Origin of the sequence: Paraburkholderia oxyphila NBRC 105797, assembly GCF_000685075.1 — a bacterium.
Taxonomy (GTDB): Bacteria; Pseudomonadota; Gammaproteobacteria; order Burkholderiales; family Burkholderiaceae; genus Paraburkholderia; species Paraburkholderia oxyphila.
Genome location: NZ_BAYD01000019.1, coordinates 106,456 through 133,030 on the forward strand (window position 1 = coordinate 106,456; position 26,575 = coordinate 133,030).

Here is a 26,575-nt window from a genome sequence, read left to right on the forward strand (position 1 = left end):
CATGAGCAAGACATCCCTATTCGCCGCAATTTGCCTGGCAGGTCTGCTGTCCGGCTGCGCGCTGATGCACCGTGACTCACCGCCCCAGACCCGGATCTCGCCCGATCAGATTCACCTTGCCGGCGATATCCACCTGGCGCGCGACGGCTGGCCCGATGCCCAATGGTGGAAACGCTATGGCGACCCCCAGCTCGACATGTTGATCGAACTCGCGCTCCAGGATTCCCCGACCATTGCGGGTGCCCAGGCGCGCGTGGCGCAATCGGGCTCGCAAGTCGACCTGATCAAGGCCGGCTCCGGCCTGCAGGTATCGGCGCTGGGCTTTCTGAATCGGGAACGGGCCTCCGGTAGTGGCTTCCTTGCACCGTACTCGCTGGATTTGCCGAAGCTGGGCCTCAACGGTCCCTGGTACACCGAAGCGACCGTCGGCTTGTTCGCCGGGCTTAATATCGATCTCTGGGGGCGCCAGCGTGCGCTCGTGGAGGCGGCTATCGGTGCGCGCAACGCGCGCGTCGCCGAGGCCGCAGCCGTGGAGCTGGGCATTGCGGCGGACGTCGCCCAGCTCTATTTCAGCATGCAGACGAGCTATCGCCTGCTCGACCTGTTGCAGCAGACGCGCGAGGTGCTGGCGTTCGCCGCAGACGCGCATCAGGGAAAAGCCGGCACGGGGCTCGAAGCCCTCGTGCCGGTGCGCGGCGCGCGCGGGCAATTGCTGGGCGTCGAACGCCAGATTGCAGCCGCGAAGGGGCAAATCGTGCAGACGCGCGAAATGCTGCGTGCCGTCACTGGCGCGAGCGAGCTGCCTGAGATCCGCCCGGTGGGGTTGCCGCAAGCCGCAGCGGGGTTGCCCGACCAGCTTGCGTACGGCTTGCTGGCGCGCCGGCCCGACCTGCAGGCGATGCGATGGTACGTGGAGGCCTCGCTGAGCGAGATCGATGCCGCGAAGGCCGCGTTCTATCCGAGCCTTGACATCAAGGCGTTCTTCGGACTCGACAGCATTCAGCTCAGCAAACTGTTTCGCAGCGCGAGCCAGCAGATCAATCTGATACCCGGACTGTATCTGCCCATCTTCGATGGCGGCCGTCTCAACGCGAATCTGCAGCAGGCGCGCGCGGGCAGCAACGTGCTGATCGATCAATACAATCAGGCGGTGCTCAACGCCGTGCGCGACGTCGCCGTGAGCGGAAGCCGGCTGCAAACGCTGGACGAGGAGCGGCAACTGCAGGGCGAGAAAGTCGCGGCGGCACGCTTTGCGCAGGAAGCGGCCGACGCCGCCTACCAGCGCGGGCTGAGCAGCCGCGTGAGCGCCGAGCAGGCGCGCTTGCCGTTGATCGCCGAGCAAACGGCGCTGCTGCTGGTCGATGGCGAGCGGCTGAATCAGGACATCGCACTGACGAAAGCGCTCGGCGGCGGCTATCAGGTCGCTGAAACGGCGCAGAAGTGATTCTGGGAAGGGAGAACGGGCTGAACCGCCGGGTCGCGTTTGCGGCAAGCGCCACGTAGTCAACTCGACGATGAACCGCCCGAAGGCGCTTGCACGGCGAAATGCCGAAATCGCTGAATGGGTTACGCCTCAGGGCATATCGTTTTCGCGCCAGTTCGCGAGGATGCGCGCCTTCGCTTCGAGCAGCGTTTGAACGTGTGCGTCGAGATGCTGGCGGATGCGCTCGGTTGGTCCGCCTATCGAGAGCCCGTAAAGATCGCCGCCAGAGGGCGCACCGCCAGAGGGCGCGCCGCCAGAGGGCGCGCCGCCAGAGGGCGAGCCGCCAGAGGGCGCGCCGCCAGAGGGCGCACCGCCAGAGGGCGCACCGCCAGAGGGCGCACCGCCAGAGGGCGCACCGCCAGAGGGCGCTCCGCCGGAGGGCGCACCGCCGAAGTCGAGCGCCACTGCCACCGCGGAAAGCTCGGGCGCGCTCTCGCCGAGATTCGCGTACCAGCCAAGCGCCTTCGCGGCGGCGGCCTGCTCCACCAGGGCTTCGAGGCTCGTCACGGTGGCCTCGGTATAGCGCTCGAACGCGAGCTTCGCGCCGAGCGCGGCCTGGGCTTCGGGCGCGAGCTCGCCGAAGATCGCCTTGCCGATCGAGTTCGCATGCAACGGCCGCTGCGCACCAGGCACGCATGCATAGCGTACGGCCTTCGCCGATTCGACGACGTCGAGATACACCACCGCCGCGCCATGAATCTTGCCGAGCACGACGGTTTCGCCACTGGCGTCGCGTAACTCGACAAGGCGCGGATGCATCATCTCCACGACGGGGTCCACGGCGTCGATGGCCTGCGCGAGCAACTGCAGACGCCGCGTGGGATAGTAGCCGCCGCGCTTGCGCACTTCGTAGAGATAGCCGCGGCTCACGAGCGTGCGCGCGAGCGCGAGGCAGCTCGACGCGGGCACGTCCAGAAGCCGCGCCATTTCGACGAGCGGTAGCGGCCGCTGCTCGGCGGCGAAGAGCTCGAACACGTCGAGCGTGCGGGCAACGAGTTTGACGTCCATATCGGGTCTTGGAAGACGGCGTGGCGCTGGGCGGTTCAATACGATTTCGGCAGGCCGAGCACCTTCTCCGCGATGAAGCAGAGAATCAACTGCGGGCTGACCGGCGCGAGCCGCGGAATCATCGACTCGCGCAAATAGCGCTCGACGTGATACTCCTTTGCGTAGCCCATGCCGCCGAGCGTGGCGATGGCGGTCTGGCACGACTGGAACGCGGCTTCGGCGGCAAGGTACTTCGCGGCGTTGGCCTCGGCGCCGCAGGGTTCGCCCGCATCGTACAGCGTGGCGGCCTTCATCACCATGAGATTCGCGGCCTCGAGCGCCATCCACGCCTGCGCGAGCGGATGCTGGATGGCCTGGTTCTGCCCGATCGGCCGCCCGAACACCACGCGTTCCTTCGCATAGCTCGTGGCGCGCGCGAGCGCTGCCTGGCCGAGGCCGACCGCTTCCGCCGCGATCAGGATGCGCTCCGGGTTGAGTCCGTGCAGCAGGTAGTGGAAGCCCTGGCCTTCCTCGCCGATGCGGTCTTCCTCCGGCACGCGCAGGTTGTCGATGAAGAGCATGTTCGAGTCGACGGCCTTGCGGCCCATCTTCTCGATCTCGCGCACTTCCACGCGCGTGCGGTCGAGGTCGGTGTAGAAGAGGCTCAGGCCATCGGTGGGCTTTTGCACGCGGTCGAGCGGCGTGGTGCGCGCGATGATCAGCATCTTGTTGGCGACCTGCGCCGTCGAGATCCAGATCTTGCGGCCTGAGAGCACGTAGTGGTCGCCTTCGCGCACGGCCTGCGTCTTCAGATGCGTGGTGTCGAGGCCGGCGTCGGGCTCCGTGACGGCGAAGCAGGCCTTGTCGCGGCCCGCGATGAGCGGCGGCAGGAAGCGCTGCTTCTGCGCTTCGGAGCCGAACACCTGCACGGGGTTCAAGCCGAAGATGTTCATATGCACGGCCGATGCACCCGAGAGCCCCGCCCCCGAGCCGCTGATCGTGCGCATCATGAGCGCGGCTTCCGTCATGCCGAGCCCCGCGCCGCCATACTCCGGCGACATGGCGATGCCGAGCCAGCCGGCATCGGCCAGCGTGCGGTGCAACTCGTGCGGGAAACCGCCTTCGCGGTCGCGTTCGAGCCAGTAAGCGTCGTCGAAACGCGCGCAAATCTTCTCGATGGCGGCGACGATGGCTTGCTGGTCTTCAGTCAGATTGAATTGCATCGCGAGCTTCCTGGTGGGGCAGCGCCTGGCCGGAGCCGCATTGGCGACGGGCCTGTGCTACGGACTGCAGATTATGTGGAGCGGGTGTGAGACGTGCACAGGCGCTTGCCGCAGCGCGTCTTTATGAATCGGCGATATTGCAACTAACAGCCAATCGCAACACCCCACCGCAAGGCGGCCTCGCCGCGCGGCCACAGGGCGCCGCACGCATAGCCGGCGGGCTTGCAGCCCGTGGCTTCGCGCCGTTCCGGTGACTCGTAAATTCACATGCATGAATTTATATTCACACACAAGAATTTAAGAGTCAAGAACCTGGATCTCAGCCCACTCCGCACCAGGACCCCGCGCACGGCCCGCGCCGGGCCGGGTTTTGATCAGTGGCGCGCGACGCACCCCCGGTGCTACCGTTGCACGAAACTTCAACCAGGCCGCGCAGCGGCCACCGGAGATTGCCCATGAACAGCGTCAGCATGACCGCAGTGAGCAAGGGCAAGCTAAGCCGCAAGCAGTTGATTTTCGCGGCCACCATCGGCAATGCGCTCGAGTTCTTCGACTTCACGGTCTACAGCTTCTTCGCGCTCACGATCGGCAAGCTGTTCTTTCCCACCATGTCGAGCTACGGGCAATTGCTCGCCTCGGTGGCGACCTTCGGCGTGGGTTTCGTGATGCGCCCGCTCGGCGGCGTCGTGATCGGCGCCTACGCGGACCGCGCGGGCCGCAAGCCCGCCATGACGCTCACCATCTTCATGATGGCGCTGGGCTGCGCGCTGATCGGCCTCGCGCCCACCTACGCGCAGATCGGCGTGGCGGCGCCCGTCATCATCGTGTTCGCGCGGCTGTTGCAGGGCTTCTCGGCGGGCGGGGAGGTGGGCGCGTCCACCACACTGCTGATCGAGGCGGGCACGCCGGCCAATCGCGGGCTGCTCGGCAGCTGCCAGTTCGCGAGCCAGGGCATCGGCGTTTCGCTAGGTGCGCTGATGGCAGGATTGCTGACGAATTTTCTTCATCCCGAGAGCCTGCTCGCGTGGGGCTGGCGCGTGCCGTTTCTGATGGGCGTGGCAATCGCGCCGATCGGCATGTGGATCCGCCGCCGTCTGGAAGAACAGGCCCACACCGATGCGCGCCCCGTGCGCCTGCCCGTGCTCGCGGTGCTGCGCGACCATTGGCGTCGCGCGCTGCTGGGCACGCTGCTCACGATGGGCTCCACGGTGATCGCTTATGTCGTCACGTTCTATATGCCCACCTACGCGATCCACGAACTCAAGGTGCCGGCGCCCACGGCGCTGCTGGCGGGCCTCGTCTCGGGCGTGGTGACCTTCGTCGTCGGGCCGCTGGCGGGGCTGCTCTCGGACCGCATCAGCCGCCGCGCACTGGTGTTCTGGCCGCGCGTGGCCGTCGTGCTGCTGATCTGGCCGGCGTTCCAGTGGCTCTCGAGCGGCCCGGACGCCGCGCGCCTCTTGATTACCGTGGGCGGCCTGAGCGTGCTGCTCGCCCTGCAGGCGGCGCCCGCCATCACGATGCTGCCCGAGATGTTCCCGCGCGCCGTGCGGGCGACGGGCATGGCCATCGTCTACAGCGTGGGCGTGGCGATCTTCGGCGGTTTCGCACAGGCCATCGCCACTTGGCTGATCAAGGTCACGGGCGATCTGCACGCGCCCGCGTGGTACGTGATGGTCTGTGCGGCGCTGTCGTGCCTGGCGCTGCCATTCATCCGCGATTTGACCGGCAAGCCGCTGGAGGATTGAGGGCGCCTTGCGGCCCAGGCGCTCAGACGCTTAGGCACTCAGGAACTCAGGCGCTCAGGAACTCAGGCGCTCAGGCGCTCAGGCGCTCAGGCGCTCAGGCGCTCAGGCGCTCAGGCGCTCAGGCGCTCAGGCGCTCAGGCGCTCAGGCGCTCAGCGCGCGGGGGCCGGCGACCCGGCGCGTCGCGCCGCCTCGAGATTCGCGTCGAGCTGGCGCGCGAGCCCATAGAGCATGCCGAGCGACGGCGCGGCCACGCCCGCGCGTTGCGCGATTTCGTAGGGCGCGCCCAGCAGCGCTTCCACTTCGAGCGTGCGGCCCGCCTCCACGTCCTGCAGCATCGAGGTCTTGAACGCGCCCAGCTTGCGCGTGATGGCGTTGCGCTCTTCGATGGTCATCGCAAGGCCGATGCCGAGCGCTTCGCCTATCGTGCGCGCCTCCGCCATGATGGCCCTGACGAGGCCGGCGGTAAGCGGGTCGTCGAGGATCACGTCGGCGCTCGAGCGCGTTAGCGCGCTGATGGGGTTCATCGTCATATTGCCCCAGAGCTTGGCCCAGATCTCATGCTGGATCTGCCCGGTCGCCTGGACCTCGAAGCCGGCCTGCGCGAGCAGCGCGCACGCTTCCTTTGCGCGCGCCGCCGTGCGCTGCGAGGCGGCGCCGACGATGAGCAGATTGCCTTTGCCCTTGCGGATCACGCCGGGCGCCGCAATCGACGACGACAGATGCACGACGCAGCCCGACGCCTGCGCGGGCGGCAGTGCCGCCGAAACCGCGCCGCCCGGATCGACGGACTCGAGGCGGCCATTCGCTTGCGTGCCGCCGAAGTCGGCGAGGAACCACCATGGCACGCCGTTCATCGCCGAGACGATATGCGTGTGCGGCCCGACGAGCGGCGCCAGCGAGGCGGCGGCCTGCACGAGCGCCTGGCCCTTGAGGCAGACGAATACGATATCTTGCGCGCCGAGTGCGGCGGCGTTGTCGGTGGCGTTCACGCGCGCCGTGTAGCGCATGTCGTGCTCGGGGTCTCCGACTATCGTGAGGCCGTCGCGGCGGATGGCTTCGAGATGCGCGCCGCGCGCGAGCACGTTGATGTTCGCGCCGTTGTCCGCGCGCGCGAGCCGCGCCGCAATGAGGCCGCCGATCGCGCCGGCGCCAACCACCGTGATACTGCGCTGCGAAGAATTCACCGCTTACTCCTTGTATGAGGGATCGATGCGCTCGACGCGCCCGATCAGTGCGGCCAGCACGTTCTCGCCGGCGCCATGTGCGGGCGAGAATTGCAGCGCGTCGCGCGTGGAACGTGCGGTGACGGCCTGATCGATGGGAATGGCCTGGCCGCGCATCGAGTCGGTGACGCACTGGATCTCGCAGGCGCGGTTGAGCGTCCAGAGCAGCACGAACGCGTGCGCGAGGCTCGTGCCGTGCGAGAGCAGTCCATGATTGCGCAGAATGAGCAGGCGCTTTTCGCCCATCGATTTCAGCAGGCGCGGCTGCTCCTCGTCGTGCACGGTGATGCCTTCGAAGTCGTGGTAGGCGACCATGTCGTGCAGTTGCGCCGAATAGAAGTTCGTGTACGCGAGGCCGCCTTCCATGCACGCAACGGCGAGGCCCGCCGTGGTGTGCGTATGCATCACGCAATGCGCGTCTTCCACATGGGCGTGGATTGCGCTGTGGATCACGAAGCCCGCCGGATTGATCGGATAGTCGCTGGGGCTCAGGATGTTGCCGTCCAGATCGACCTTCACGAGGTTCGACGCCTTGATTTCGTCATACGCGAGGCCGAACGGGTTGATCAGGAAATGCTTCTCGGGACCGGGCACGCGCAGCGTGATGTGATTGAAGATCAATTCGGTCCAGCCCAGCAGGTGAAATACGCGGTAGGTGGCCGCGAGCTTCACGCGTGCGGCCCATTCCTGCGGCTCGCACCAGCTTGGGCGAGCGGCTTCGGGTGTTGCGCTCATGGGGGCGTCTCCGTTCTGGGTGCCGCGCTTACGCGGCAGGCGAGCTGTCGTGGATGATCAGCCGGAAAACCGATGCTACGCGCAAATAAATGCGTGTGCAAGCATCAAATTTTCAATGAAAGCCCTTGAATTAAGGGATTCCGTAAATGGTATGCTAGCGTCGTTTAAGCCAGACGGCGAGGCCGCGCGAGACGAGAGATGACGGGCAAGAACCAGATTGAAGAGCTGTTCACTTACCGGCTGCACGTGTTGAAGAAGCAGACGGACCGCACCATGAACGAGGCGTTTTCGGCGGCGCTGGCGCTCACGCTCACGGAGGCGCGCATTCTCTTGAGCGTGGGGGCGTTCGGCCCGATTTCGGTGTCGGATCTCGGGCGCGTGTCGAATCTCGACCGCAGCCAGGCGAGCCGCGCGACCGACGTGCTGGAGCGCAAAGGGTTGCTCGAGAAGGCCTCGAACGCGGCGGACGCGCGCGGCGTGCTCGTCAAGCTTACCGCGCAGGGGCGCAATACGTGGCGGCGCGCCTCGGCCATCTCGAAGTCGAGCAACGAAGCGATTCTCGCGGTGTTGAGCGAGCCGGAACGCGAGGCGTTGCAGAGCGCGCTGGCGAAGCTCGTGGCGCAGGGCGGTGAGGCCGAATGAGGGGCGAGTGAAGGATCGATGAGAGCGGGGCGCCCAGGCGCGGCGCCCGCTAAGGTGGGGTCAGGCCGCAGACTGGCGGAACGCCGCAGCCAGTTCGCTCGCGCCGCGCGCGAGCAGCGCAACGTCGCTGCCTACCGCAACGAAGGTCGCGCCGGCCTGCAGATATTCGTGAGCGATCGCGCGGTCGGCGGCCAGCACGCCGGCGGCCTTGCCATGCGCGCGCACGGCAGCGATGCCGGCCACGATCGCCTCGCGCACCGCCGGCGCGCCCGGCTGCCCGAGCAGGCCCATCGAAGCGCTCAGGTCCGCCGGGCCGAAGAACACGCCGTCCACGCCCTCCACGGCGGCAATCTCGTCGAGCTGCGCTAGCGCGTTGGCCGTCTCCACCTGCACCAGCATGCAGAGCCCATCCGCGGCGCGATGCAGGTAGTCGGCGGCGCCGTTCCAGCGCGACGCGCGCGCGAGCGCGCTGCCCACGCCGCGAATGCCGAGCGGCGGATAGCGCGTGGCGGCAACGGCGGCGCGCGCGTCGTCGGCGTTCTCGATCATGGGCACGAGCAGCGTTTGCGTGCCGATGTCGAGCAATTGCTTGATGATGGCGGCGTCGTTGCGAACCGGCCGCACGATCGGGTGCGTGGGGTACGGCGCCACCGCCTGCAATTGCGCGAGCGTGCTGCGCAGGTCGTTGGGCGCGTGCTCGCCGTCGATCAGCAGCCAGTCGAAGCCCGTGCTCGCGAGGAGTTCGGTCACGTAAGAGTCGGCAAGCGCGGCCCACAGGCCGATTTGCGGACGGCCTTGCGCGAGTGCGCGCTTGAACGGATTGTCGAGTGTTTGCATGGGAATCCTTACTGATGCTGCGCGAAAGGCAAGACGCTATGATCAGACGAAATTGAAGCCAATGCCGCCCAGCGGGCCGTAGTCGGCATGGAACGTATCGCCGGCGCGCGCGGGAATCGGCGCCGTGAACGAGCCGCTCAGAATCACGTCGCCGGCTTCGAGGCGCTCGTCGTGGCGCGCGATCTTGTTCGCGAGCCAGGCCACGCCCGTGGCCGGATGATTGAGCACGGCCGCGGCGAGCCCGCTTTCCTCGACCGCGCCGTTCTTGTACAGCAGCGCGCCTACCCAGCGCAGGTCGACGTCGAGCGGCTTCACGGGGCGGCCGCCCAGCACCACACCCGCGTTTGCGGCGAAGTCCGAGATCGTGTCGAACACCTTGCGCGGCGCCTTCGTTTCGCGGTCGAACTGCTCGATGCGCGCATCGATGATCTCGATCGCGGGCGTGACCCAGGCGGTCGCGTCCAGCACGTCGAACAGCGTGACGTTGGGGCCTTGCAGCGGGCGGCTCAGCACGAAGGCGAGCTCCACCTCAACGCGCGGCGCGATGAAGCGATCGGCGCGAATGTCGCTGCCGGCTTCGATGAACATGCTGTCGAGCAGCGGCGCGTAGTCGGGCTCGTCGATCTGCGAGGCGCGCTGCATCGCGCGCGACGTGAGGCCGATCTTGCGGCCCTTGATCTGGTGGCCCGCCGCGAGCTTGAGCTTGACCCATTCGCGCTGGATCGCATAGCCGTCGTCGATCGTCATCGACGGATGCGCGCGCGAGAAATGGCGCAACTGCGTGCGCGTGCGTTCGGCTTCGTCGAGCTGGGCGGCCAGCTCGCGAATGAGTTGCGGATCTAGCATGTCGAATTCCGATGATTGCAGGGTTCTCGATGCACGCGCGCGCTCAGGTCTTGAGCCGGGCGTGCAGGTTGTTGTGCTTCCACGCGCCTTCTTCGCTGAACTCGACGATCTCCAGCGAGAGCGCGAGCCCGTGCGCGGCGAACGCAACGGCGAAGTGCTGCTTGATGGCTTCGAAGAGCGCGTCGCCGGTGGCGCGGCGCACCTCGGGCGTGCGGCCCGCGCCGATCTTCAGGCAGCCGTGCAGGAAGGCGTTATGCGGGTCGCCGTCGGCGACGAAGTACTGCTCGCAGCGCAGCGCGCGTGTGCGGATGCCGCCGCGCGGGTACACGCGGGCGCCACTCGCGTCGCGCTGCGCGTCGAGCACCTGCGCGAGCGTTGCGCAAAGCGTGCCGATACTCACCTCGTCGGCGAGATTGGCGCTGTATTCGAGGGTGAGATGCGGCACGATGCGCTCCTTCGGGGTTCAGGCGGTCAGCGGCGTGACAGGGAAGACCGCGTTGATCTGCCCGGTGCCGGAGCTGCCGAAATACGGCGTGATGACTTCCGCGCGCCCTTCATAGCGGTCCCAGCCGAGCGCGCCCAGCAGCATGGCCGTGTCATGCATGCCGCCTTCGCCCCAGCATTTTTCGGCGTAGAGCGGCAGCATGCCGCAAAAGGTCTTCCAGTCACCGCGCTCCCAGAGCGAGACCACCTGATGGTCGGTCTGTTCCAGGAATGGGTCCCAGACCTTGTGCATGAACTGATCGGCCGTGCCGTTGTTCGCGAAATGGTGGCTGAGCGAGCCGCTCGCGAAGATCGCGACGGTGCCGTCGTAGCGCTCTTCGATGGCCTTGCGCACCGCGAGCCCGAATCGCGCGCTCGTGGCAAGCTCGTGCCACACGCACCAGCCCGCGACGGACACCGTTTTGAAGTGCTGGTCGGCGTTCATGTAGCGCATCGGCACGAGCGTGCCGTATTCGAGCTCGAGCGTGGTATCGCTGTGCGCGCGGCTCTTGACGCCCATTTCGTTTGCGACGTCGGCAATCAGATGGCCGAGCGCGGGATTGCCGGGGTAGGCAAACTGCAGGTTCTTGATGAAATGCGGCAGCTCGTTGCTCGTGTAATTGCCTTCGAAATGCGCTGCGCAGTTGATGTGATATTCGCTGTTGACGAGCCAGTGCGTGTCGAACACGACGATCGTGTCCACACCCAACTCGCGGCAGCGGCGGCCGATTTCGCGGTGACCGTCGATGGCGGCCTGGCGGCAGCCCTTGTGCGGTCCATCGAGTTCGGAAAGATACATTGACGGTACATGCGTAATCTTGGCCGCCAGCGCGAGTTTGCCCATCGTTTTCTCCCTTTCAGGTTATCGAGTCCCGCTCGTGGCTCAGGCGCCCCAGCGTGGAATGTGATGCGAGCCCATCGAGACGCAGACGTTCTTCGGCTCGAGGAATACTTCGTAGCTCCAGGTGCCGCCTTCGCGTCCCACGCCCGAGGCCTTCGAGCCGCCGAACGGCTGGCGCAGGTCGCGCACGTTCTGGCTGTTCACGAAGCACATGCCCGCCTCGACGGCGGCCGCCACACGCAGTGCGCGCCCCGTGTTCTCGGTCCACACGTAGCTGGAGAGGCCGTAGGCGATGTCGTTCGAGATGCGGATGGCGTCGGCTTCGTCGTCGAACGGGATCAGGCACGCGACCGGCCCGAAGATCTCTTCCTGCGCGATGCGCATGCGGTTGTCCACGTCCACGAATACCGTGGGCTGCACGAAATTGCCGTTTTTCAGGGCATCGGGCAGCGCGGGCGCATCGAGTCCGCCGCACGCGAGCGTCGCGCCTTCCTTCGGCCCGAGCTCGATATAGCTGCGCACCTTGGCGAGATGGCCCTGGCTGATCATCGGCCCGACCACGGTTTTTTCGTCGAGCGGGTCGCCCACCGCGATGCGCTTCGCGCGCTCGACGAAGCGCTCGGCGAACTTCGCGTAGATCGAACGCTGGACGAGAATGCGCGAGCCCGCCGTGCAGCGCTCGCCGTTGTTCGAGAAGATCATGAAGACGGCGGCATCGAGCGCGCGCTCGAAGTCGGCGTCTTCGAAAATCACGAACGGCGACTTGCCGCCCAGCTCCATCGAAAACTTCTTGAGGCCCGCGGTCTGCACGATGCGGTTGCCCGTGGCCGTCGATCCCGTGAACGAGACCGCGCGCACGTCGGGATGCGCGACGAGCGGCTCGCCCGTCTCCTGGCCGAAGCCGTGCACGACGTTGAGCACGCCTGATGGAATGCCGGCTTCCAGCGCGAGCTGGCCGAGCATCGATGCCGTGAGCGGCGAAAGCTCGCTCATCTTGAGCACCGCCGTATTGCCGAACGCGAGGCACGGCGCCACCTTCCAGGTGGCCGTCATGAACGGCACGTTCCAGGGCGAAATGAGCGCGCATACGCCCACCGGATGAAACAGCGTGTAGTTCAGGTGCGTGCTGGTGGGGTAGGTGTGGCCGTCCACCGCCGTGCACATCTCGGCGAAGTAGGTGAAGTTGTCGGCGGCGCGCGGCACGAGCTGCTTGCCCGTTTGCGAAATGGTCTGGCCCGTGTCCTTCGTCTCGGTCAGCGCGATCTCGGGCACGCTCTTCGCAATCAGCTCGCCGAGCTTGCGCACGAGCTTCGCGCGCTCCGCCGCGGGCTTCGCGGCCCAGGCGGGAAACGCGTCTTTTGCGGCGCGCACGGCAAGGTCGATTTCCTCGGCGCCGCCGCGCGCGACTTCCGCGAGCACTTCCTGGTTCGCGGGGTTCACGGTTTCGAAGTAGTCGCGGCCCTTGTGGGCGCGGCCGTCGATCAGATGTTCGATGCGCATGGCGTTCTCGCTTACGTCTGTTGCGTCGGGGAAGCGCGGCCGAACTCGGCGTCGGACGCGATCGTGTTGACAAGGCGGCCGAGGCCGTCGATTTCGCAAATCACTTCGTCGCCGGCATTCACGTTGACGACGCCTTCGGGCGTGCCCGTGAGAATCACGTCACCGGGCGCGAGCGTCATGAAGCCGCTCAAATACTCGATCAGTTCGGCAATGCCGGTGACGAGGTCGCGCGTGTTTCCGTGCTGCTTCAGCTCGCCGTTCACCCAGGTGCGCAGTTCGAGCGCGTTGACGTCGGCGATATCGGCGGCATCGACGAACCACGGCCCGAGCACGGTGCCGCCGTCGCGATTCTTCACGCGCAGGTTCGGGCGATAGTAGTTCTCGAGGTAGTCGCGAATCGCATAGTCGTTGGCGATGGTGTAGCCCGCGACGTATTGCATCGCGTCCTCGCGCTTGACCTCGCGCGCCGTGCGGCCGATCACGACCGCGAGCTCGCACTCGTAGTGCATGAACGTGACGTCGGCGGGGCGGCGCGTGACGCCGCGATGGCCGATCACGCTGCCCGGCCCCTTGAGGAACACGAGCGGCTCTTCCTGCCTGGTGAACTGCAACTCCTTGGCATGCTCGGCGTAGTTCAGGCCGAGCGCGAAGATCGTGCCGGGCTCGAACGGCGCGAGCCAGACGACTTCATGCGCTTCGCGCACGCGGCCGTCAGCGAGGCGCACGCGCGCGTTTTCCAGGGGACCTTCAGGTCTTGCTTCGTGGATGGCGCCTGCGTAGGCAACGCGTCCTCGCATCATGCTCGTGCTCCTTGCGTGGCGGTGTGTGCTGCCGTTTGCGGCGCGATGAATTCGATGGCGAGCGCGGGCCAGCCGGCAATGGAAATCGTTGCGCGCGCACCTTCATGCGCGATGGGCGCGCCGTGCGGCACGCCGAGCGTGAGCACGTCGCCGGCGGAGAGCGTCATGAAGTCGGTCACGTCCGCGAGCAGCTGCGCGACGCCGCGCACGCAGGAGGACGTATTTGCGGTGAAGCGCGGCTCACCCTCGATGTCGACGTGGATCGCGAGCCGGTCCGGGTCGGCGACATGCTTGCGCGCTTGCACCGTGGGGCCGATCACGCAAAAGCCGTCGCGAGCGCGAAAACGCACGGACGGACGATAGACGCTCTCGTGCGGCACGCTGAGGTCGGCGACCAGCGTGTAGCCCGCAATGTAATCGAACGCTTCATGCGCCTTGACGCGCGCAGCGGTGCGGCCGATCACGATACCGAGCGATGCGCCCACCTGGACGCCTTCCGCGCCCGGCACGCTCACGCGCGCGCCGTGGCCGGCGAGCGTATTGCGTGGCTTCAGATAGAGGATGGGCGCGCGGGGCGGCGCCTTGTAGGGCGGGGCGTTCACGGCTTCGCCGAGCGCTTCGAGCGCGACGCGGTCGTTGAGCAGCGTGCCGTACACGGCGGCGGATACGGGCGCGCGGCAGCGCGCGCCACCGGCAAGCAGCGCGCGCGCCGCGCCGGCGCTCACGTCGCGCGGCAGGGCCTCGCCTTCGAGATGCAGCAGATGGTCGGCCAGTGAGAACATGTCGTGGTTCGCTTTCTCGAAAATACTAATATGTGAGTAATTCTGCGCTTGCTATCATCGAGCGTCAACCATCCATGAAGATTTTGCGGGTTTCCCCTGGTCCCGGACCCGGGCAGCCCCCTATTGAACGAAGCCACCATGTCCGATTCCTCCCGCACGTCCACCCGCGTTGCGCACCGCAACTTGCCGATGCTTCTTTTGCGCGCGCGCGAAAAGATGATGGAGCGTTTCCGTCCGCTGATCACGGCGCATGGACTCACGGAGCAGCAGTGGCGCGTGATTCGCGCGCTCAACGAGAGCGGGCCGCTGGAGCCGCGTCAGATCTCCGATCTGTGCACGATTTCCAGCCCGAGCATGGCGGGCGTGCTCGCGCGCATGGAGGCGCTCGGTCTCGTGACGAAGGAGCGTTTCGCCGACGACCAGCGGCGCGTGCTCGTGACGCTCACGAAAAAGAGCCACCAGCTCGTGAAGGCGATTTCGAAGGATCTGGAAGCGCGCTACAAGGCGCTCGAAGCGGAGGTGGGGCCGGAGGTCGTGGAGCGCGTGTATCGCGCCATCGACGATTTGCTGGCCGGGCTCGAGTGAGCGTGGGGCGCTTCTGGCCGCTCAGCCGAGCGTCTCAAATGCCGCGTCCAGATCGGCGGCGCTCCCCGGGCGCACCACGCGCGCCACTTCCGTGCCGTCGCGCAGGAAGACGAGCGTGGGCCAGAGCTTCACGCGAAACGAGCGGCCGAGCGCGCGGCCCGGGCCGTCTTCCACCTTGATGCGGCGCACGCCGGGGCGCTTCGCGAACGCATCGCCGATCAAGGGCTGCGCGCCCTGGCAATAGCCGCACCAGTCGGTGCCGAACTCCAGCACGGCAAGACCGCTCAGCGCATCGATCTCCTTGCGGGCCGGGGCTTTGGTGGCGTAGCTCATCGCGTCTCCTTTCGAGGTCATCGTCATACGATACCGCAAGCGGCAGCGGCGCGCTGGCGGTGCTCACGTGCTTGGGCGAGCGCGCGCGTGGCAATCGTGGCGGGATGCGCCGCGCCGCGTGTCTGCCTCAAAGGTGAGGCTTTTCGGGAGTGAGCGAGGCGTCGCGCGCGAGCGCACCGTCGGCGTGCCGTGCGCACAGTGTGACGAACCCGTGTCTGGCGATAAAGTGCCTTGAAACAAGGGGAAACGTGCAACGAAGGGCCGGCGCGCAAGTGTCTCGCGTGGCGTTGCTCAGCGCCGCAACCGGCGCGCGAGTGCCCCCTCATCGCACAAAGGTGAGCGCTTACGGGAGTGGCCTGACGTGAGCTCGCGCGCACGCGCCAGCGCACCGCCGCGCAACCGCCCCGGCGCAGAATGCGCGAATCGACGCCTGTTTTCAGGGATTTTCTTTATGCTCGCCATGAGCCTTGGCAAGCATGAGGGGCGCGCGCATGGGCAGGCAGCGCGCAAAGGTGAGAAGATTCGGGAGCCGTCCGAAGCGCTGCCGGGTGGCCGGATGGACCCGCCCGCGGCCGATGGACGGCCGTAGGCGTTGGGTATATAACAGCAGTGTGGGATTTTTTTCTACGACGTACCAGCAAGGGGAAACGGTTCATCATGACGAGCGACGACACGCAAAAGGATGACGCTCAAGCGCCTGGCGGCGACGCCCAGAAGCACGACCTGGAGAATCTCAACGCGGCGCTCTCGCACGTGGACGAAGGCGTGAAGACTGGCAGCATCGCCAAGGGCGCGGCCAAGGGCCTGGTCTTCAGCCTGATCGAAACGCTGGGTGCCCTGGTGGGGGACCCGGACCTGCCCGAACATGCGCGCTCGGGCTATGAAGGCTTGCTCGAAGCGGCGCGCGAGCTGCGCGTGAAGCTGGAGCGCTGAGCATCCGAAGACCGCGCGGGCGGCGTGCACAATGGCGGCAAGGGGCGCACCGCCCGCGCGGCACTGTTGCGCTTTACGACTCGGCGAGCAGTGCGGCGGCCAGCCCGTGCGGCGCCTCGCCAATCTTCAGTTCCGGCGTGCCGTGCCAGTCGGCGCAACGTTGCAGCGCGCGCCGCAAATCGCTGACGAGACGGCCGCTTACGCGCACGCCCGGCTCCAGGTGCAGCGACTTCAATTCGAATACCGCCTGCGCGCGATGCGCTTTCGCGTCGGCGCGTCCGATCAGCCTTCCGCGATTCAATATCGGCAGTACGAAATAACCATACTTGCGCTTGTGCGCAGGCAGGTAGCATTCGATCGCATAGTCGAAGCCGAACAGCGTCGTCGCGCGCTTGCGGTCCCACACGATCGGATCGAAAGGCGAGAGCAGCGTGGTGGCCGTCGAGGTCAGCGCGCCGCTTGCGGCGGCGTCGATGAGCGGGGCGTAGTCGCGATGCACGAACGCGTCGTGCTTCCAGTCTTCCACGCGCACGGGCACCAGCTCGCCCGCGTCCGCGAGCGCGTGCAGCGCCTCGGTGTACGGGCGGCGCGGCAGGCGGTAGTAGTCGGCGGCCCAGTCGGCGCGGATCACGCCCAGCGCCTGGCAGGTGCGCACCAGCAGCGCGCGTTCGGCGTCCGCGCGCGTGGGCAGATCGCGCGCGTCGCTCCAGTTGGGCAGCACACGCTCGGCCAGGTCGTAGACGCGCTGGAAATTGTGGCGCTCGGCCACCATCAGCGCGCCGGTCGCGAACAGCACCTCCAGATGGCGCTTCTCGGGCTTCCAGTCCCACCAGCCGCTGCCTTTCTCGCCTTGCTCGCGCGCGAAATCGGCGGAGCGCACGGGACCATTGGCGCGGATGCGTTCGAGCAGCGCCTCGATCTCGCGGCGATGCTTCGCGTGCCACTCAGCGGCGTATTTCCAGCCCATGCCCGAAGGGTCGAGCATGCGATGGCGCAGCAGCCCATAGTCCTCGATCGGCACGAAGCAGGCCTCGTGTGACCAGTACTCGAAGAGCCGGCCTTCGGCCAGATGGGCGTCGAGCCAGCGCGTGTCGTAGGCGCCGATGCGGCTGAACAGCACAAAGTAAGGACTGCGCGCGACCACGTGGATCGTGTCGATCTGCAGTTGCGCCATGCGGCGGATCGCGGCGAGCACGTCGTCTTTGGTGGCCTTGCGGCGCGGCGGGGCGAGCAGCCCCTGCGCCGCGAGATGCAGCGTGCGCGCCGCGGCGAGCGGCAGCGTCACGCCTGGGGTCGGTTGCGCGCTCGCTTCGGCTGGCGTGTCGAGCGCCGCGTCCTCACGCATTCAGGCCCGCCATCGTGGCCATCGCAGCGGGCGTCACAGCCGCGCGCTGGACGGGCGCCGCGCTCAGCCACTGATGGATCTGCGCGACCACGGCCGCGCCTTCGCCCACCGCCGCCGCGACGCGCTTGGTCGAGCCCGCGCGCGCATCGCCGATCGCGTAGACGCCATCGACCGACGTGGCGAGGCTGCACGACGCGTCGTCGGCGCCGGTGAGCACGAAGCCGTGCATGTCGAGGGCCACGCCGCATTCGTGCAGCCACTTGGTGTTGGGGTCCGCGCCCGTGAAGAGGAACAGATGGCGCGCTTCGAAGCGCTCGGCGCCCGACGACGGGCACTGCGCCTTCAGGCGGATGGCCGCGAGCCCAGCTTCGTCTTCCTCGAGCGCGCCGACCTCGCAGTGCGGGTGCACCGTCACGTTCGGCAGCGACGCGATCCGGTCGATCAGATAGCGCGACATCGTCGATTCGAAGCCGGACTTGCGGATCAGCACGTCGATATGGCGCGCGTGCGAGGACAGATAGACGATGGCCTGGCCCGCCGAGTTGCCGCCACCCACCAGCACGACGTTCTCGTGCTTGCAGAGCTTCGCCTCCACGGGCGAGGCCCAGTAGTAGACGCCGCGCCCCGTATAGCGGTCGAGCCCGGCGATCGCGGGCTGCCGGTAGATCGCGCCGCTCGCGATCACGACGGTGCGGGCCCGCACGTCGCCGCTACAGGTTTCGAGGCGGCGCGGTGCCTCGTTGCAGTGGAGTTTGCGGGCCGAGACCGGAATGGCCACGTGCGCGCCGAACTTCTGCGCCTGCACGAACGCGCGGCCCGCGAGCGCCTGGCCCGAGATGCCGGTGGGGAAGCCCAGATAGTTCTCGATGCGCGAGCTGGCGCCGGCCTGGCCGCCGGGGGCGCGCGCGTCGAGCACGATCACCGAAAGGCCCTCGGAGGCCGCGTACACCGCGGTGGCGAGACCCGCCGGGCCGGCGCCCACCACGGCCACGTCGTAGATGCGCTCGCCGTCGAGTTCGGGCAACAGGCCAAGGCAGGTGGCGAGCTCGGGCGGGGTGGGTTGGCGCAGCACCGAGCCGTCGGGGCAGATCACGAGCGGCAGGTCCTCGCTGCGCGCCGCGAAACGTTCGATCACGCTGAGCATGCTGCTTTCGTCGCGCTCGTCCAGCACCGAGTACGGATGGCCGTTGCGCGAGAGAAAGCCCTGGAGCTTGAGCATGGTGGGGTCGTCGTGCTTGCCGACGAGAATCGGGCCACCCGCGCCTTTCTCGATCAGCGCGACGCGCCGCAGGATCAGCGCGCGCACGATGCGCTCGCCCAGCTCGGCTTCGGCGACGATGGCCGCGCGCAAGCGCTCGGGCGGAATCAGCAGCGCGGCGACGGGCTCGAGCGCGAGGCCATCCACGAGTGCTGGACCGCCGGAGAGCTGGCCCACTTCGGCCAGGAAGCTGCCGCGCCCGTGCTCGGCAATCAGCCGCTCGCGACCGAGACCGTCGCGCTGAAACACCTTCACGCGGCCGGAAAGCACCACGAACATGCCGGGGCCGGTCGTGCCCGTGTGAAAGAGCAGCTGGCCCGGCTCCCAGTGACCATGCTCGCCAAAGCGCGCGAGCCGCGCGATCTCGTCGTCGGTGAGATCGGGGAACATCTGGTGGCGCCGCGAGGCGAGCGTCGAGAAGGGGGCCTCGGCCGGTTGCGGCTGCGTGTCGGACAGCGTGGAATGCGAAGCCTCGTAGCGAGGCGGCTCAGCGGGGGTAGAACCCATCAGGCGTTTCTCCTCATGCGCGCGGCGGCGCGGAGGCGCCGCGCGGATTAAACGGGTTTCGGCGTGATGTTGACCGGCACCTCGGGAGACGACATGACCTGCAGCGATTCGAGCGTGCGGCCCGCGTCGCGCCAGGCGTCGATGCCGCCCAGCAGCGGCAGGACATCGACGTAACCGGCCTCGGCGAGCTTCTTCGCCATCCAGGCCGCGGAAATTTCATTGGGGCACGAGCAGTAGATCACGAGCTTCTGGTCGTGCGGATACTTCTCGATGATTTCGTCGAGCTGGCGCTCGTCGGCAAACAGCGAGCCGGGGATGATGTACGGATCGAGCTTGCGCTTTTCGGCCGAGCGGATGTCGAAGATCACGGGCGGCGGCTTGTTGGCCATCGCGCGATAGAGATCGTCGACGGTGATGCGCGCGTTCGCGAGCTTCTTGATGAGCTGGCGGCGGCGCTGCCAGCGGTAGGTCGCGTAGAGCACGAGCAGCACGACCACCACGACGGCGGCAAAGCGCCCGAGGCGGCTTGCGCCGGCGAGCATCATGTCGATCTGCGGCGCGAACAGCACGCCGATCAGGAGGCCCGTGCCCGACCAGAGCGCGGCGCCAATGCCGTCGAAGCCGACGAACTGGCGGTAGGGCGTGCCCATCGCGCCGGCCATCGGCACGGAGACGATCGAGAGGCCCGGCACGAACTTGGCGATGGCGAGCACGCGCACGCCCCAGCGGCCGAAGAAGCGCTCGGTTTTCTTCACACAGGTGTCGCGCGAGAGCGAGAGCTTGCAGAGCGTCTTGAGCGTGTTGCCGCCGTAGAGCCGGCCGGCGAGGAACCAGACGCTGTCGCCGATGAGCGTGGCGACGATGGAGAGCCCAAGCACCGGCACGACCTGCTGGCCGATCGAGCCGGGATGCATGGCGGCCATGGCGCCGAAAAGCACGAGTGCCGGCATGGCGGGCACGGGCAGGCCGAGCGATCCGGCCAGCACGTTCAGGAACACGAGCGCAGGCCCGTACTGCGCGATGAGGTCATGTAGCATCGGCTTACTTCCCTTGCCCCGGAGCGCCGCGGGGACGGCGCAAACTGGAAGATTAACGTATCGATTATGGACGCATTTTGAAGGCGTGCAAGCGAGGTCCAAAGCATACGCCCAATGCGGAATTGTTGCGCTCAGGCGCGGGCGCGGCAGACTTGCCGGGAGGCGGGACGTGAGAGGCGCACGCGTGCGTGCGTACGCGAAGGCGCCGGCGTGGCGTCTTCGCGTGGAGGGCCGTTACGAAACGCGGCCGCGTGTTACCGGCTGTGCGATTCCCCTGGAAGCTCGGCTCCCTGCGCGCGGATGGCCGCGATCAGTTCCGCAGGCGTGATTTCATAACGCACTTCGCGATGGATGCCCGGCTTGCGCTCGTCGACTTCGACCAGCAAGAGGCTCTTGCCGTCGGCCGCCGATTCGAGACGCAGCGAACGCGTTTCGCGTCCGGTCGCTTCGTCATGCTCGGTGAGCAGGGTCATGGTTCCGGAAGACCCGGTCGTGCGCATTGATGTTGTCCTCGTGTGTGGTCGAGCCATTTTACGGGGTCGGCTGTGCGGCGTCTCATTGCTGTGAGCGCGGGCGCACACACCAGGCCGCCCAGCCCCGGCCAGTCAGTTTAACGCGAGTCCCGGTCCGCACGGGTACCGGCATGAGGATTTTTGCGCGCCCTGCAACGGTGCATGCGCCCTGTGTTGCCGCGTGAAGCGTTGTCATGGGCATGACGCAAAGCGGCCTTAGCGGGGCAACGGCTCCCGTATTTCCTCACCGTTCGCACAAGAAAAAACGGCTCACCCGGTAGAGGCCAGATGAGCCGTTGAAACGCCGTTGTTACTCGGATCAGACACCCAGGTCATGGGCGCTGACGGGGTACATAGTGAGGCCTGGTCCGCGTGCCGTCGAGATGGGATTAATGCCGATCTTTCAGCTTAATCGGAGCAAGCGGTGAAATTACGGAATGCTTTCGAATGGCGAGCCGGGAGGCGCGCCTGATGCGCTTTTGTGCGCATGCGCGCGTGAAAGCGCTCAAGCCTCGAGCGCTTCCTCCCGTTCATGCTCCCGAGTGTGCACCTGCACAGGTGCGTGCGAGCCCGTGCGCCGCGGCGTTCGCTGTGCGGGCGCGTTGCGTACGCTCGCATGCGTGCCCGCGAGCGTGAAGAGGCGCACGGCCTCGTCGAGCACGTCGGCTTGTTCGGCGAGCCGCTGCGCCGTGGCGGCGGCCTGCTCGACGAGCGCGGCGTTCTGCTGTGTGGCGCTGTCCAGATGCGCGACCGCCTGATTGACCTGATGAATGCCCTCGGCCTGCTCGCCGCTCGCGTTGGCGACCTCGACGATGATGGCCGAGACGCGGCTCACGGCTTCGTCGATGGTGCGCATCTGGGCGGTCGTGTGGCCGACCAGCTCCGTGCCCTGGGCGATCTCGCTCACGCTCGCGTCCACGACCTGCTTGATCTCCTTCGCGGAGGCCGCGCAGCGCTGCGCGAGCATGCGCACCTCGCCGGCGACCACGGCGAACGAGCGGCCGGCCTCGCCCGCACGCGCGGCCTCGACGGCCGCATTGAGCGCGAGGATATTGGTCTGGAACGCGATGCCGTCGATCACGCCGGTGATATCGGCGATGCGCCGCGAGGCGTCGGTGATGCCGGACATCGTGCGCTCCATGCGGCCCGCGATCGAGCCGCCCTCGGCGGCGGCCGACTGCGCCGCGCGCGCGAGATCGAGCGCGCGCGTGCTTGCCTCGGCGTTGGCCTGCACGGTGGTGGTGAGCTGGTCCATGGTGGCGGCGGTTTCTTCCAGCGAGGCCGCTTGCAGCTCGGTGCGGCGCGAGAGATCGAGATTGCCGGTAGAAATCTCGTGGGCGGCCTCGAGCATGCCGTCGATCTGCGCGCGCACGTCGAAGACGATGGCGGTGAGATTGGCCTGGAGCTGATTGAGCGCCTGGAGCACGTCGCCGAGATCGTCCTTCGATGCGATGGCGAGCGTGGCGGTGAGGTCTCCCGCTGCCATGCGCGTGGACGCCATCGACATCTGCGTGAGCGGGCCGCCCAGGTGGCGCGTGGCGAGCCGCCAGGCCGCGAGGCTGCATGCCGCCGCCGTACCGAAAGCGCACCAGAACGGCGTGGGCGGCAGCCCGCGCCAGGCGCCGAAGCCCGCGGCGGCGAGCGCGGCGGGCACGAGTGCATAGCCGATGGCGATGCGCGTGGCCACGGGCAGACGCATGAGCGACTGCGCCGCGCCAACGAGGCCGGTGCGCACGAGTTCGCCGCGGCGCAGGCGCGCGCTGCGCAGACGCCCTTCGCGCATCTGCGCGTAGAGCGATTCGGCCTCGCGGATCTCCTCTCGACTCGGCTTCACGCGCACGCTCAGATAGCCCACCACGGTGCCTTGCTCCGAGACGGGGGTCACGTTTGCGCGGACCCAGTAGTGATCGCCGTCCTTGCGGCGGTTCTTCACGAGCGCGGTCCAGGGCCGGCCGGATTGAATGGTCTGCCAGAGGTCGGCGAAGGCCTCCGGCGGCATGTCGGGATGGCGGATGATGTTGTGCGCCTTGCCGATCAACTCTTCTTTCGCGAAACCGGAAACGGCGACGAACGCGGGATTGCAATACTGAATGCGGCCTTTGAGGTCGGTGGCCGAGACGAGCATCTGCGAAGCAGGGTAGTCGAATTCCTGCTGCGTGACGGGCTGGTTGTTGCGCATGGGGTTCCTTGCAATGGGGTCGCTCATGACCCGACAACATGCAAGGGTTAACGGCATTTCCCCTACGATCTTTAGGGGATTAGGTGGAGGGAGGGGCCTCGACCTCGGCCCGCTCAACCGCCCCCACCCAAATGCCTGGCAAGATAATCGATCAACGCCCGCACTTTCGGCGGCAAGAACCGATTAGGCGGATAAAGCAGCCACACCGGCCCCATGTAGGCACGCGCCTCGAAAATCCATTGCGGCAACACCTGCGCCAGCTCGCCCGCACGCAGCGCCCCGGCGGCCGTGAACTCGGGCAGGCTCGCAATGCCCCAGCCCTCGAGCGCCGCTTCGAGCCTTGCACCCGCATGGTTCGCGATATAGCGGCCCTTCACCTCCACGATCTGCGTTTGTGTGCCCTGGCTCAAACGCCAGCGGTGGTCGTCGGCGGTCTCGCCTAACCACAGGCAGTCATGCTGCGCGAGCTCGCGCGGCGTTTGCGGCGTGCCGCGCGCCGCGAGATACGCGGGCGATGCGCACAGCAGCCAGCGCACCGCGCCAAGCTGGCGCGCGGCGAGCCCTTGCGGTGGCGTGCGCGTCGGGCGGATCACGAGATCGAGGCCGTCGCGCAGCGGATCGACTTCGTGGTCGGTGAAGACGAACTGGACGTCCACCTCTGCATAGGCACGCAGGAACCCCGGAATCAGCGGATGGATCACGGTTTTTGCGTAGGCCGTGGGTGCGCTGATGCTTACGCGGCCCTGCGGCTTGGCGCCGAGCTGGCCGGCGGCGTCGACGGCGCCAGCCGCCGCGCCCAGCATGTCGCGGCAGTGCCGGTAGACCTCCGCGCCGGACTCGGTCACGCGCACCTGGCGCGTCGAGCGCTCCATGAGCCGTGCGCCAAGCGCCTCTTCCAGCCGCTTGATCTGCCGGCTGACCGTCGAAGGCGTGCTGCCCAGCTGGCGCGCGGCCACCGAGAAATTGCCGGCTTCCACCACGCGCGCAAACGTCGCGAGGTCAGGCAGCAGGGCGAAGAGCGTAGTGGGGTTCATCGGCAACGACCTCGGCACTCGGTGATCGATTTGTGCACTCGTGACATAAAAGCTGTGCAGTGCCACCCGATTATCGCGACTGGCGCAACGCCGGACAATACCTGCTCTAGCCGTACTGGCCGCTCTAACGCCGACGAGGTCCGTCCCATGTCATCCCGATCCCATCGCCTGATGCATCTCGCCGACTGGCTGCTGCTCGCCGTCGCTTTCGTCTGGGGCACGAGTTACGGCGTGGTGAAGCACGCGCTGGCGTTCTATCCCGTGCTCGGGTTGCTCGCGCTGCGTTTTGGCCTGACCTTCGTGCTGCTCTCGCCCGCGCTGCGGTCGCTGCGGACGGCCTCGCGCCGGGCGCTCGGCGGTGCGTTGATCGCCGGTGGGCTGTTGCTTGGCATCTTCCTGTGCGAGACGTTCGGCGTGATGCTCACGCGCGCGTCGAATGCGGCGTTCCTCATCAGCCTGTGCGTGGTGCTCACGCCGCTCGTGGAGTGGGCGATGTTGCGCAGGCGTCCGGAACGCGCGGAATGGGCGGCGGTTGCGGTGTCCCTCGCGGGCGCGTGGCTGCTGGCGGGCGGCGCTTACGTGCCGAATGTGGGCGATGCGCTGATTCTGCTCGCGGCGCTGCTGCGCGCGATTTCCGTCTGTGTGACGAAGCGCGTGATGCGTGACGGTGCCCTCGCGCCGCTTGCGGTGACGGCGGTGCAAGCGGGCTGTGTCGCATTCGGCAGCGCCTCGATTGCCTTGCTGTTCGCGCCGCAACAGTGGCAGGCGCTGCCCGCGCTAGCGCCGCATCATGCTTTCTGGGCGAGCGTGGCGTGGCTCGTGCTGGCCTGCACGCTGTTCGCCTTCTTCGTGCAGAACTATGCCGTGCGCCGCAGCAGCCCGACGCGTGTCGCGTTGCTGATGGGCAGCGAGCCGGCCTTTGGTGCGTTGTTCGCCTGCGTGTGGCTAGGCGAGCGACTTGGCGTGGCCGCCTGGATGGGCGGTGCGCTCATCGTCGCGGCATCGCTTTTGGCGACTGTGCAGAGCAAGCGCACGCGTGCCGCCGCGGTGGCTGAAACCGTCAATGCCTGATAACGCCTGATCCGGCGGCGGCCACCTTCAGTCCTTCACGCCGCGCTTGCGCAGCAGATAGGTGTCCATGATCCAGCCGTTCGCCTCGCGCGCCTGGGCGCGCACGCGCACGATCTCGTCCTTTACGTCGTCGAGGCGCCCCGCCACGAGGATCTCGTCGGGCGTGCCCACATAGGCGCCCCAATAGATGTCGAGGTCCTCGCCCGCTAGCTGCGTGTACGCGTTCTGGGCGTCGAGCATCACCACGGCGCTGTTGGCATCGTCGGGGAAGCCGTTTTCCGTGAGCCGCCGCCCGGTCGTGATGCTTACGGGCTGGCCGATGAAGTTCAGCGGCACACGATGCTTCGCCGCGAGCGCCTGCACGCTGCTGATGCCCGGAATGACCTCGAACTCGAACGCGAGCCGCCCATCGGCGAGGATCGCGTCGAGAATGCGGATCGTGCTGTCGTAAAGAGACGGGTCGCCCCAGACGAGGAAAGCGCCGCATTGCCCCTCGGCGAGCTCGTTCTCGATCAGGCCTTCGAACACGCGCTGCTTGTCGCGGTTGAGTTCGTCCACGGCCGCCTTGTATTCGACGCCGTCGCGCCGCCGCTCGGGGCTTTCCGCTTCGACGATGCGGTAGTTCGGATCTCTAATGAAGCGGGTGCAAATTTCCTTGCGCAGAGAGACGAGCTTGTCTTTCGCGGGACCTTTGTCCATCACGAAGAACACATCGGCGGTGTTGAGGGCCTCGATGGCCTGCACGGTCAGGTAATTCGGATCGCCGGCGCCTATGCCGATGATGAGGATCTTTTTCACGTGGAGAGTCCGGTGGATGAGTCGTCGGAGGGCGGTTCGATGCCGACTTCAATGAAAACAGGCCGCGCGGTGAATCATAGCTTGAGTTCGAGCGTTCACCCATTGCCCGCTCGCGGGGCAATTTTCTTCAATACGGGCTCGGGCGCCCCGCGTACGCTCGATGGTGGATCACATCGCCGGCTGGCGTATCGAGGAGAACCGTGAGCACCGCACTTTCCATGGCCGCCTTCGCGCTGGCCACGTCGATTACCCCTGGACCTGTCAATATCGTCGCGCTGGGCGCGGGCGCGCGCTATGGGCTGCGTGCGAGCCTGCGTCATGTGACTGGCGCGACGGTTGGCTTTGCGCTGCTGTTGCTGCTGATTGGGCTTGGCTTGCGCGAAGTGCTTGCGCAGTGGCCCGCGCTGACGCGCGTGATTGAATGGGCGGGGGTGGCGTTTTTGCTGTATGTCGCCTGGAAACTGGCGGTGGACGATGGGCGTATCGAGTCGCCGGGTGCTGCGCGTGGCCCGTCGCTGATGGCGGGCGCGGCCATGCAGTGGCTCAATCCCAAGGCCTGGCTCGCTTCGGTTGCGGGGATGGGGGTGTATGCGGCCTCCGGCGAGAATGGGGTTGTCTGGGAGTTTGCGGCGATTTATTTCGTGGTCTGCTATGCGTCGATTGCGTGCTGGGCTTGGGCGGGTGCGTCGATGAGGCAGGCGCTGCGCGTGCCGGCGCGTGTGCGGTTCGTGAACCGCATGATGGCGGTGATGCTCGCGGTGAGCGCAATGTGGTTGATGTTGGAGTGAGCCGCGTGGGCGGGCTCTGGCACTTTGGAGTGCGGTTGATGCATTTGGCCTTAACTTGTATTCGCGG

General features: G+C 67.1%; 25 protein-coding genes and 1 pseudogene. 7 read left to right on the forward strand and 19 right to left on the reverse strand.

The features are described from left to right. The first annotated feature begins 1 nt into the window (after position 1). Positions 2-1,444 carry an MdtP family multidrug efflux transporter outer membrane subunit gene (locus BO1_RS15240; protein ID WP_028218285.1) on the forward strand — a complete coding sequence of 481 codons (1,443 nt, stop codon included), beginning with the start codon at positions 2-4 and terminating at the stop codon, positions 1,442-1,444. 429 nt (positions 1,445-1,873) lie between these two features. On the opposite strand, the pseudogene BO1_RS15245 reads toward BO1_RS15240, so the two are convergent. Beyond that, positions 1,874-2,491: pseudogene (locus BO1_RS15245) on the reverse strand (IclR family transcriptional regulator); the annotation flags it as partial. 35 nt (positions 2,492-2,526) lie between these two features. Further along, complete coding sequence (locus tag BO1_RS15250) at positions 2,527-3,693, reverse strand: acyl-CoA dehydrogenase family protein (protein ID WP_028218287.1); 1,167 nt, start codon at positions 3,691-3,693, stop codon at positions 2,527-2,529. Positions 3,694-4,148: 455 nt separating this feature from the next. On the opposite strand from BO1_RS15250, the gene BO1_RS15255 reads away from it, so the two are divergent. Next, positions 4,149-5,438: an MFS transporter gene (locus BO1_RS15255; RefSeq protein WP_043284954.1), complete on the forward strand. Its 1,290-nt coding sequence runs from the start codon at positions 4,149-4,151 to the stop codon at positions 5,436-5,438. 150 nt (positions 5,439-5,588) lie between these two features. Here BO1_RS15255 and BO1_RS51220 read toward each other — a convergent pair whose 3' ends face one another. Both BO1_RS51220 and BO1_RS15265 read right to left on the reverse strand, forming a co-directional pair. Next, the gene (locus BO1_RS51220) at positions 5,589-6,623 is read right to left on the reverse strand and encodes a ketopantoate reductase family protein (protein ID WP_043284956.1); all 1,035 of its coding nucleotides are present in this window, start codon (positions 6,621-6,623) and stop codon (positions 5,589-5,591) included. 3 nt (positions 6,624-6,626) lie between these two features. Next, a complete protein-coding gene (locus BO1_RS15265) occupies positions 6,627-7,397 on the reverse strand; it encodes a class II aldolase/adducin family protein (RefSeq protein ID WP_028218289.1) in 771 nt (256 codons plus the stop codon). Between the two features lie 198 nt (positions 7,398-7,595). On the opposite strand from BO1_RS15265, the gene BO1_RS15270 reads away from it, so the two are divergent. Beyond that, on the forward strand, positions 7,596-8,039 hold the full coding sequence (locus BO1_RS15270; protein WP_028218290.1) for a MarR family winged helix-turn-helix transcriptional regulator: 444 nt from the start codon (positions 7,596-7,598) through the stop codon (positions 8,037-8,039). A gap of 60 nt (positions 8,040-8,099) precedes the next feature. Here the strand turns inward: BO1_RS15270 and hpaI are convergent, their stop codons facing one another. The 7 genes from hpaI to BO1_RS15305 are packed head-to-tail and all read right to left on the reverse strand — an operon-like array spanning position 8,100 to position 14,128. Continuing rightward, positions 8,100-8,876 (reverse strand): 4-hydroxy-2-oxoheptanedioate aldolase, encoded by a 777-nt coding sequence (hpaI, locus tag BO1_RS15275; RefSeq protein ID WP_028218291.1) that lies wholly within the window; start codon positions 8,874-8,876, stop codon positions 8,100-8,102. A 42-nt stretch (positions 8,877-8,918) separates the two neighbouring features. Beyond that, positions 8,919-9,722 carry a 2-oxo-hept-4-ene-1,7-dioate hydratase gene (hpaH, locus tag BO1_RS15280; protein ID WP_028218292.1) on the reverse strand — a complete coding sequence of 268 codons (804 nt, stop codon included), beginning with the start codon at positions 9,720-9,722 and terminating at the stop codon, positions 8,919-8,921. Positions 9,723-9,765: 43 nt separating this feature from the next. Continuing rightward, positions 9,766-10,167: a 5-carboxymethyl-2-hydroxymuconate Delta-isomerase gene (locus BO1_RS15285; RefSeq protein ID WP_028218293.1), complete on the reverse strand. Its 402-nt coding sequence runs from the start codon at positions 10,165-10,167 to the stop codon at positions 9,766-9,768. A gap of 18 nt (positions 10,168-10,185) precedes the next feature. Beyond that, positions 10,186-11,049, reverse strand: coding sequence for a 3,4-dihydroxyphenylacetate 2,3-dioxygenase (gene hpaD / locus BO1_RS15290; protein WP_028218294.1), 864 nt, complete (start codon positions 11,047-11,049; stop codon positions 10,186-10,188). 39 nt (positions 11,050-11,088) lie between these two features. Then, positions 11,089-12,546, reverse strand: coding sequence for a 5-carboxymethyl-2-hydroxymuconate semialdehyde dehydrogenase (gene hpaE, locus BO1_RS15295; protein WP_028218295.1), 1,458 nt, complete (start codon positions 12,544-12,546; stop codon positions 11,089-11,091). A gap of 11 nt (positions 12,547-12,557) precedes the next feature. Continuing rightward, positions 12,558-13,346: a fumarylacetoacetate hydrolase family protein gene (locus BO1_RS15300; RefSeq protein ID WP_028218296.1), complete on the reverse strand. Its 789-nt coding sequence runs from the start codon at positions 13,344-13,346 to the stop codon at positions 12,558-12,560. After that, complete coding sequence (locus tag BO1_RS15305) at positions 13,343-14,128, reverse strand: fumarylacetoacetate hydrolase family protein (protein ID WP_028218297.1); 786 nt, start codon at positions 14,126-14,128, stop codon at positions 13,343-13,345. The genes BO1_RS15300 and BO1_RS15305 overlap by 4 nt, the downstream gene beginning before the upstream one ends. A 189-nt stretch (positions 14,129-14,317) precedes the next feature. On the opposite strand from BO1_RS15305, the gene hpaR reads away from it, so the two are divergent. Beyond that, on the forward strand, positions 14,318-14,713 hold the full coding sequence (gene hpaR / locus BO1_RS15310) for a homoprotocatechuate degradation operon regulator HpaR (RefSeq protein WP_028218298.1): 396 nt from the start codon (positions 14,318-14,320) through the stop codon (positions 14,711-14,713). 21 nt (positions 14,714-14,734) lie between these two features. On the opposite strand, the gene BO1_RS15315 is transcribed toward hpaR, so the two are convergent. Beyond that, positions 14,735-15,046: a thioredoxin family protein gene (locus BO1_RS15315; protein ID WP_245643805.1), complete on the reverse strand. Its 312-nt coding sequence runs from the start codon at positions 15,044-15,046 to the stop codon at positions 14,735-14,737. Between the two features lie 657 nt (positions 15,047-15,703). On the opposite strand from BO1_RS15315, the gene BO1_RS15320 reads away from it, so the two are divergent. Then, a complete protein-coding gene (locus BO1_RS15320; protein WP_028218300.1) occupies positions 15,704-15,979 on the forward strand; it encodes a hypothetical protein in 276 nt (91 codons plus the stop codon). A gap of 73 nt (positions 15,980-16,052) precedes the next feature. On the opposite strand, the gene BO1_RS51225 is transcribed toward BO1_RS15320, so the two are convergent. The 6 genes from BO1_RS51225 to BO1_RS15350 all read right to left on the reverse strand — a co-directional run bounded on the left by BO1_RS51225 (position 16,053) and on the right by BO1_RS15350 (position 23,851). Beyond that, positions 16,053-17,324, reverse strand: coding sequence for a winged helix-turn-helix domain-containing protein (locus BO1_RS51225; protein WP_084687979.1), 1,272 nt, complete (start codon positions 17,322-17,324; stop codon positions 16,053-16,055). Continuing rightward, complete coding sequence (locus BO1_RS15330) at positions 17,317-19,089, reverse strand: FAD-dependent oxidoreductase (protein WP_084687980.1); 1,773 nt, start codon at positions 19,087-19,089, stop codon at positions 17,317-17,319. The genes BO1_RS51225 and BO1_RS15330 overlap by 8 nt, the downstream gene beginning before the upstream one ends. A gap of 47 nt (positions 19,090-19,136) precedes the next feature. Beyond that, on the reverse strand, positions 19,137-20,126 hold the full coding sequence (locus BO1_RS15335) for a DedA family protein/thiosulfate sulfurtransferase GlpE (RefSeq protein ID WP_028218302.1): 990 nt from the start codon (positions 20,124-20,126) through the stop codon (positions 19,137-19,139). A gap of 254 nt (positions 20,127-20,380) precedes the next feature. Beyond that, positions 20,381-20,626, reverse strand: coding sequence for a hypothetical protein (locus BO1_RS15340; protein ID WP_028218303.1), 246 nt, complete (start codon positions 20,624-20,626; stop codon positions 20,381-20,383). 517 nt (positions 20,627-21,143) lie between these two features. Then, on the reverse strand, positions 21,144-22,817 hold the full coding sequence (locus BO1_RS51230; RefSeq protein WP_084687981.1) for a methyl-accepting chemotaxis protein: 1,674 nt from the start codon (positions 22,815-22,817) through the stop codon (positions 21,144-21,146). Positions 22,818-22,930: 113 nt separating this feature from the next. Then, on the reverse strand, positions 22,931-23,851 hold the full coding sequence (locus BO1_RS15350) for a LysR family transcriptional regulator (RefSeq protein WP_028218304.1): 921 nt from the start codon (positions 23,849-23,851) through the stop codon (positions 22,931-22,933). Between the two features lie 147 nt (positions 23,852-23,998). Between BO1_RS15350 and BO1_RS15355 the strand changes: the two genes are divergently transcribed. Next, the gene (locus BO1_RS15355; protein ID WP_028218305.1) at positions 23,999-24,922 is read left to right on the forward strand and encodes a DMT family transporter; all 924 of its coding nucleotides are present in this window, start codon (positions 23,999-24,001) and stop codon (positions 24,920-24,922) included. 27 nt (positions 24,923-24,949) lie between these two features. Here the strand turns inward: BO1_RS15355 and cobF are convergent, their stop codons facing one another. Then, positions 24,950-25,720: a precorrin-6A synthase (deacetylating) gene (cobF, locus tag BO1_RS15360; RefSeq protein ID WP_028218306.1), complete on the reverse strand. Its 771-nt coding sequence runs from the start codon at positions 25,718-25,720 to the stop codon at positions 24,950-24,952. A 200-nt stretch (positions 25,721-25,920) separates the two neighbouring features. On the opposite strand from cobF, the gene BO1_RS15365 reads away from it, so the two are divergent. Then, the gene (locus BO1_RS15365; protein WP_028218307.1) at positions 25,921-26,508 is read left to right on the forward strand and encodes a LysE family translocator; all 588 of its coding nucleotides are present in this window, start codon (positions 25,921-25,923) and stop codon (positions 26,506-26,508) included. Positions 26,509-26,575: the final 67 nt, after the last annotated feature.

Bases quoted from the DNA above. Each gene is read 5' to 3' on its own strand.
- BO1_RS15330 (WP_084687980.1), bottom strand. From the start codon at position 19,089: ATGGGTTCTACCCCCGCTGAGCCGCCTCGCTACGAGGCTTCGCATTCC.
- BO1_RS51230 (WP_084687981.1), bottom strand. From the start codon at position 22,817: ATGCGCAACAACCAGCCCGTCACGCAGCAGGAATTCGACTACCCTGCT.
- BO1_RS15270 (WP_028218290.1), top strand. From the start codon at position 7,596: ATGACGGGCAAGAACCAGATTGAAGAGCTGTTCACTTACCGGCTGCAC.
- BO1_RS15340 (WP_028218303.1), bottom strand. From the start codon at position 20,626: ATGCGCACGACCGGGTCTTCCGGAACCATGACCCTGCTCACCGAGCAT.
- hpaH (WP_028218292.1), bottom strand. From the start codon at position 9,722: ATGCTAGATCCGCAACTCATTCGCGAGCTGGCCGCCCAGCTCGACGAA.
- BO1_RS15300 (WP_028218296.1), bottom strand. From the start codon at position 13,346: ATGATGCGAGGACGCGTTGCCTACGCAGGCGCCATCCACGAAGCAAGA.
- BO1_RS15315 (WP_245643805.1), bottom strand. From the start codon at position 15,046: ATGAGCTACGCCACCAAAGCCCCGGCCCGCAAGGAGATCGATGCGCTG.
- hpaI (WP_028218291.1), bottom strand. From the start codon at position 8,876: ATGCAAACACTCGACAATCCGTTCAAGCGCGCACTCGCGCAAGGCCGT.
- hpaD (WP_028218294.1), bottom strand. From the start codon at position 11,049: ATGGGCAAACTCGCGCTGGCGGCCAAGATTACGCATGTACCGTCAATG.
- BO1_RS15265 (WP_028218289.1), bottom strand. From the start codon at position 7,397: ATGAGCGCAACACCCGAAGCCGCTCGCCCAAGCTGGTGCGAGCCGCAG.
- hpaR (WP_028218298.1), top strand. From the start codon at position 14,318: ATGCTTCTTTTGCGCGCGCGCGAAAAGATGATGGAGCGTTTCCGTCCG.
- hpaE (WP_028218295.1), bottom strand. From the start codon at position 12,546: ATGCGCATCGAACATCTGATCGACGGCCGCGCCCACAAGGGCCGCGAC.
- BO1_RS15305 (WP_028218297.1), bottom strand. From the start codon at position 14,128: ATGTTCTCACTGGCCGACCATCTGCTGCATCTCGAAGGCGAGGCCCTG.
- BO1_RS15255 (WP_043284954.1), top strand. From the start codon at position 4,149: ATGAACAGCGTCAGCATGACCGCAGTGAGCAAGGGCAAGCTAAGCCGC.
- BO1_RS15355 (WP_028218305.1), top strand. From the start codon at position 23,999: ATGTCATCCCGATCCCATCGCCTGATGCATCTCGCCGACTGGCTGCTG.
- BO1_RS15320 (WP_028218300.1), top strand. From the start codon at position 15,704: ATGACGAGCGACGACACGCAAAAGGATGACGCTCAAGCGCCTGGCGGC.
- BO1_RS51225 (WP_084687979.1), bottom strand. From the start codon at position 17,324: ATGCGTGAGGACGCGGCGCTCGACACGCCAGCCGAAGCGAGCGCGCAA.
- BO1_RS15250 (WP_028218287.1), bottom strand. From the start codon at position 3,693: ATGCAATTCAATCTGACTGAAGACCAGCAAGCCATCGTCGCCGCCATC.
- BO1_RS15350 (WP_028218304.1), bottom strand. From the start codon at position 23,851: ATGAACCCCACTACGCTCTTCGCCCTGCTGCCTGACCTCGCGACGTTT.
- BO1_RS15335 (WP_028218302.1), bottom strand. From the start codon at position 20,126: ATGCTACATGACCTCATCGCGCAGTACGGGCCTGCGCTCGTGTTCCTG.
- BO1_RS15240 (WP_028218285.1), top strand. From the start codon at position 2: ATGAGCAAGACATCCCTATTCGCCGCAATTTGCCTGGCAGGTCTGCTG.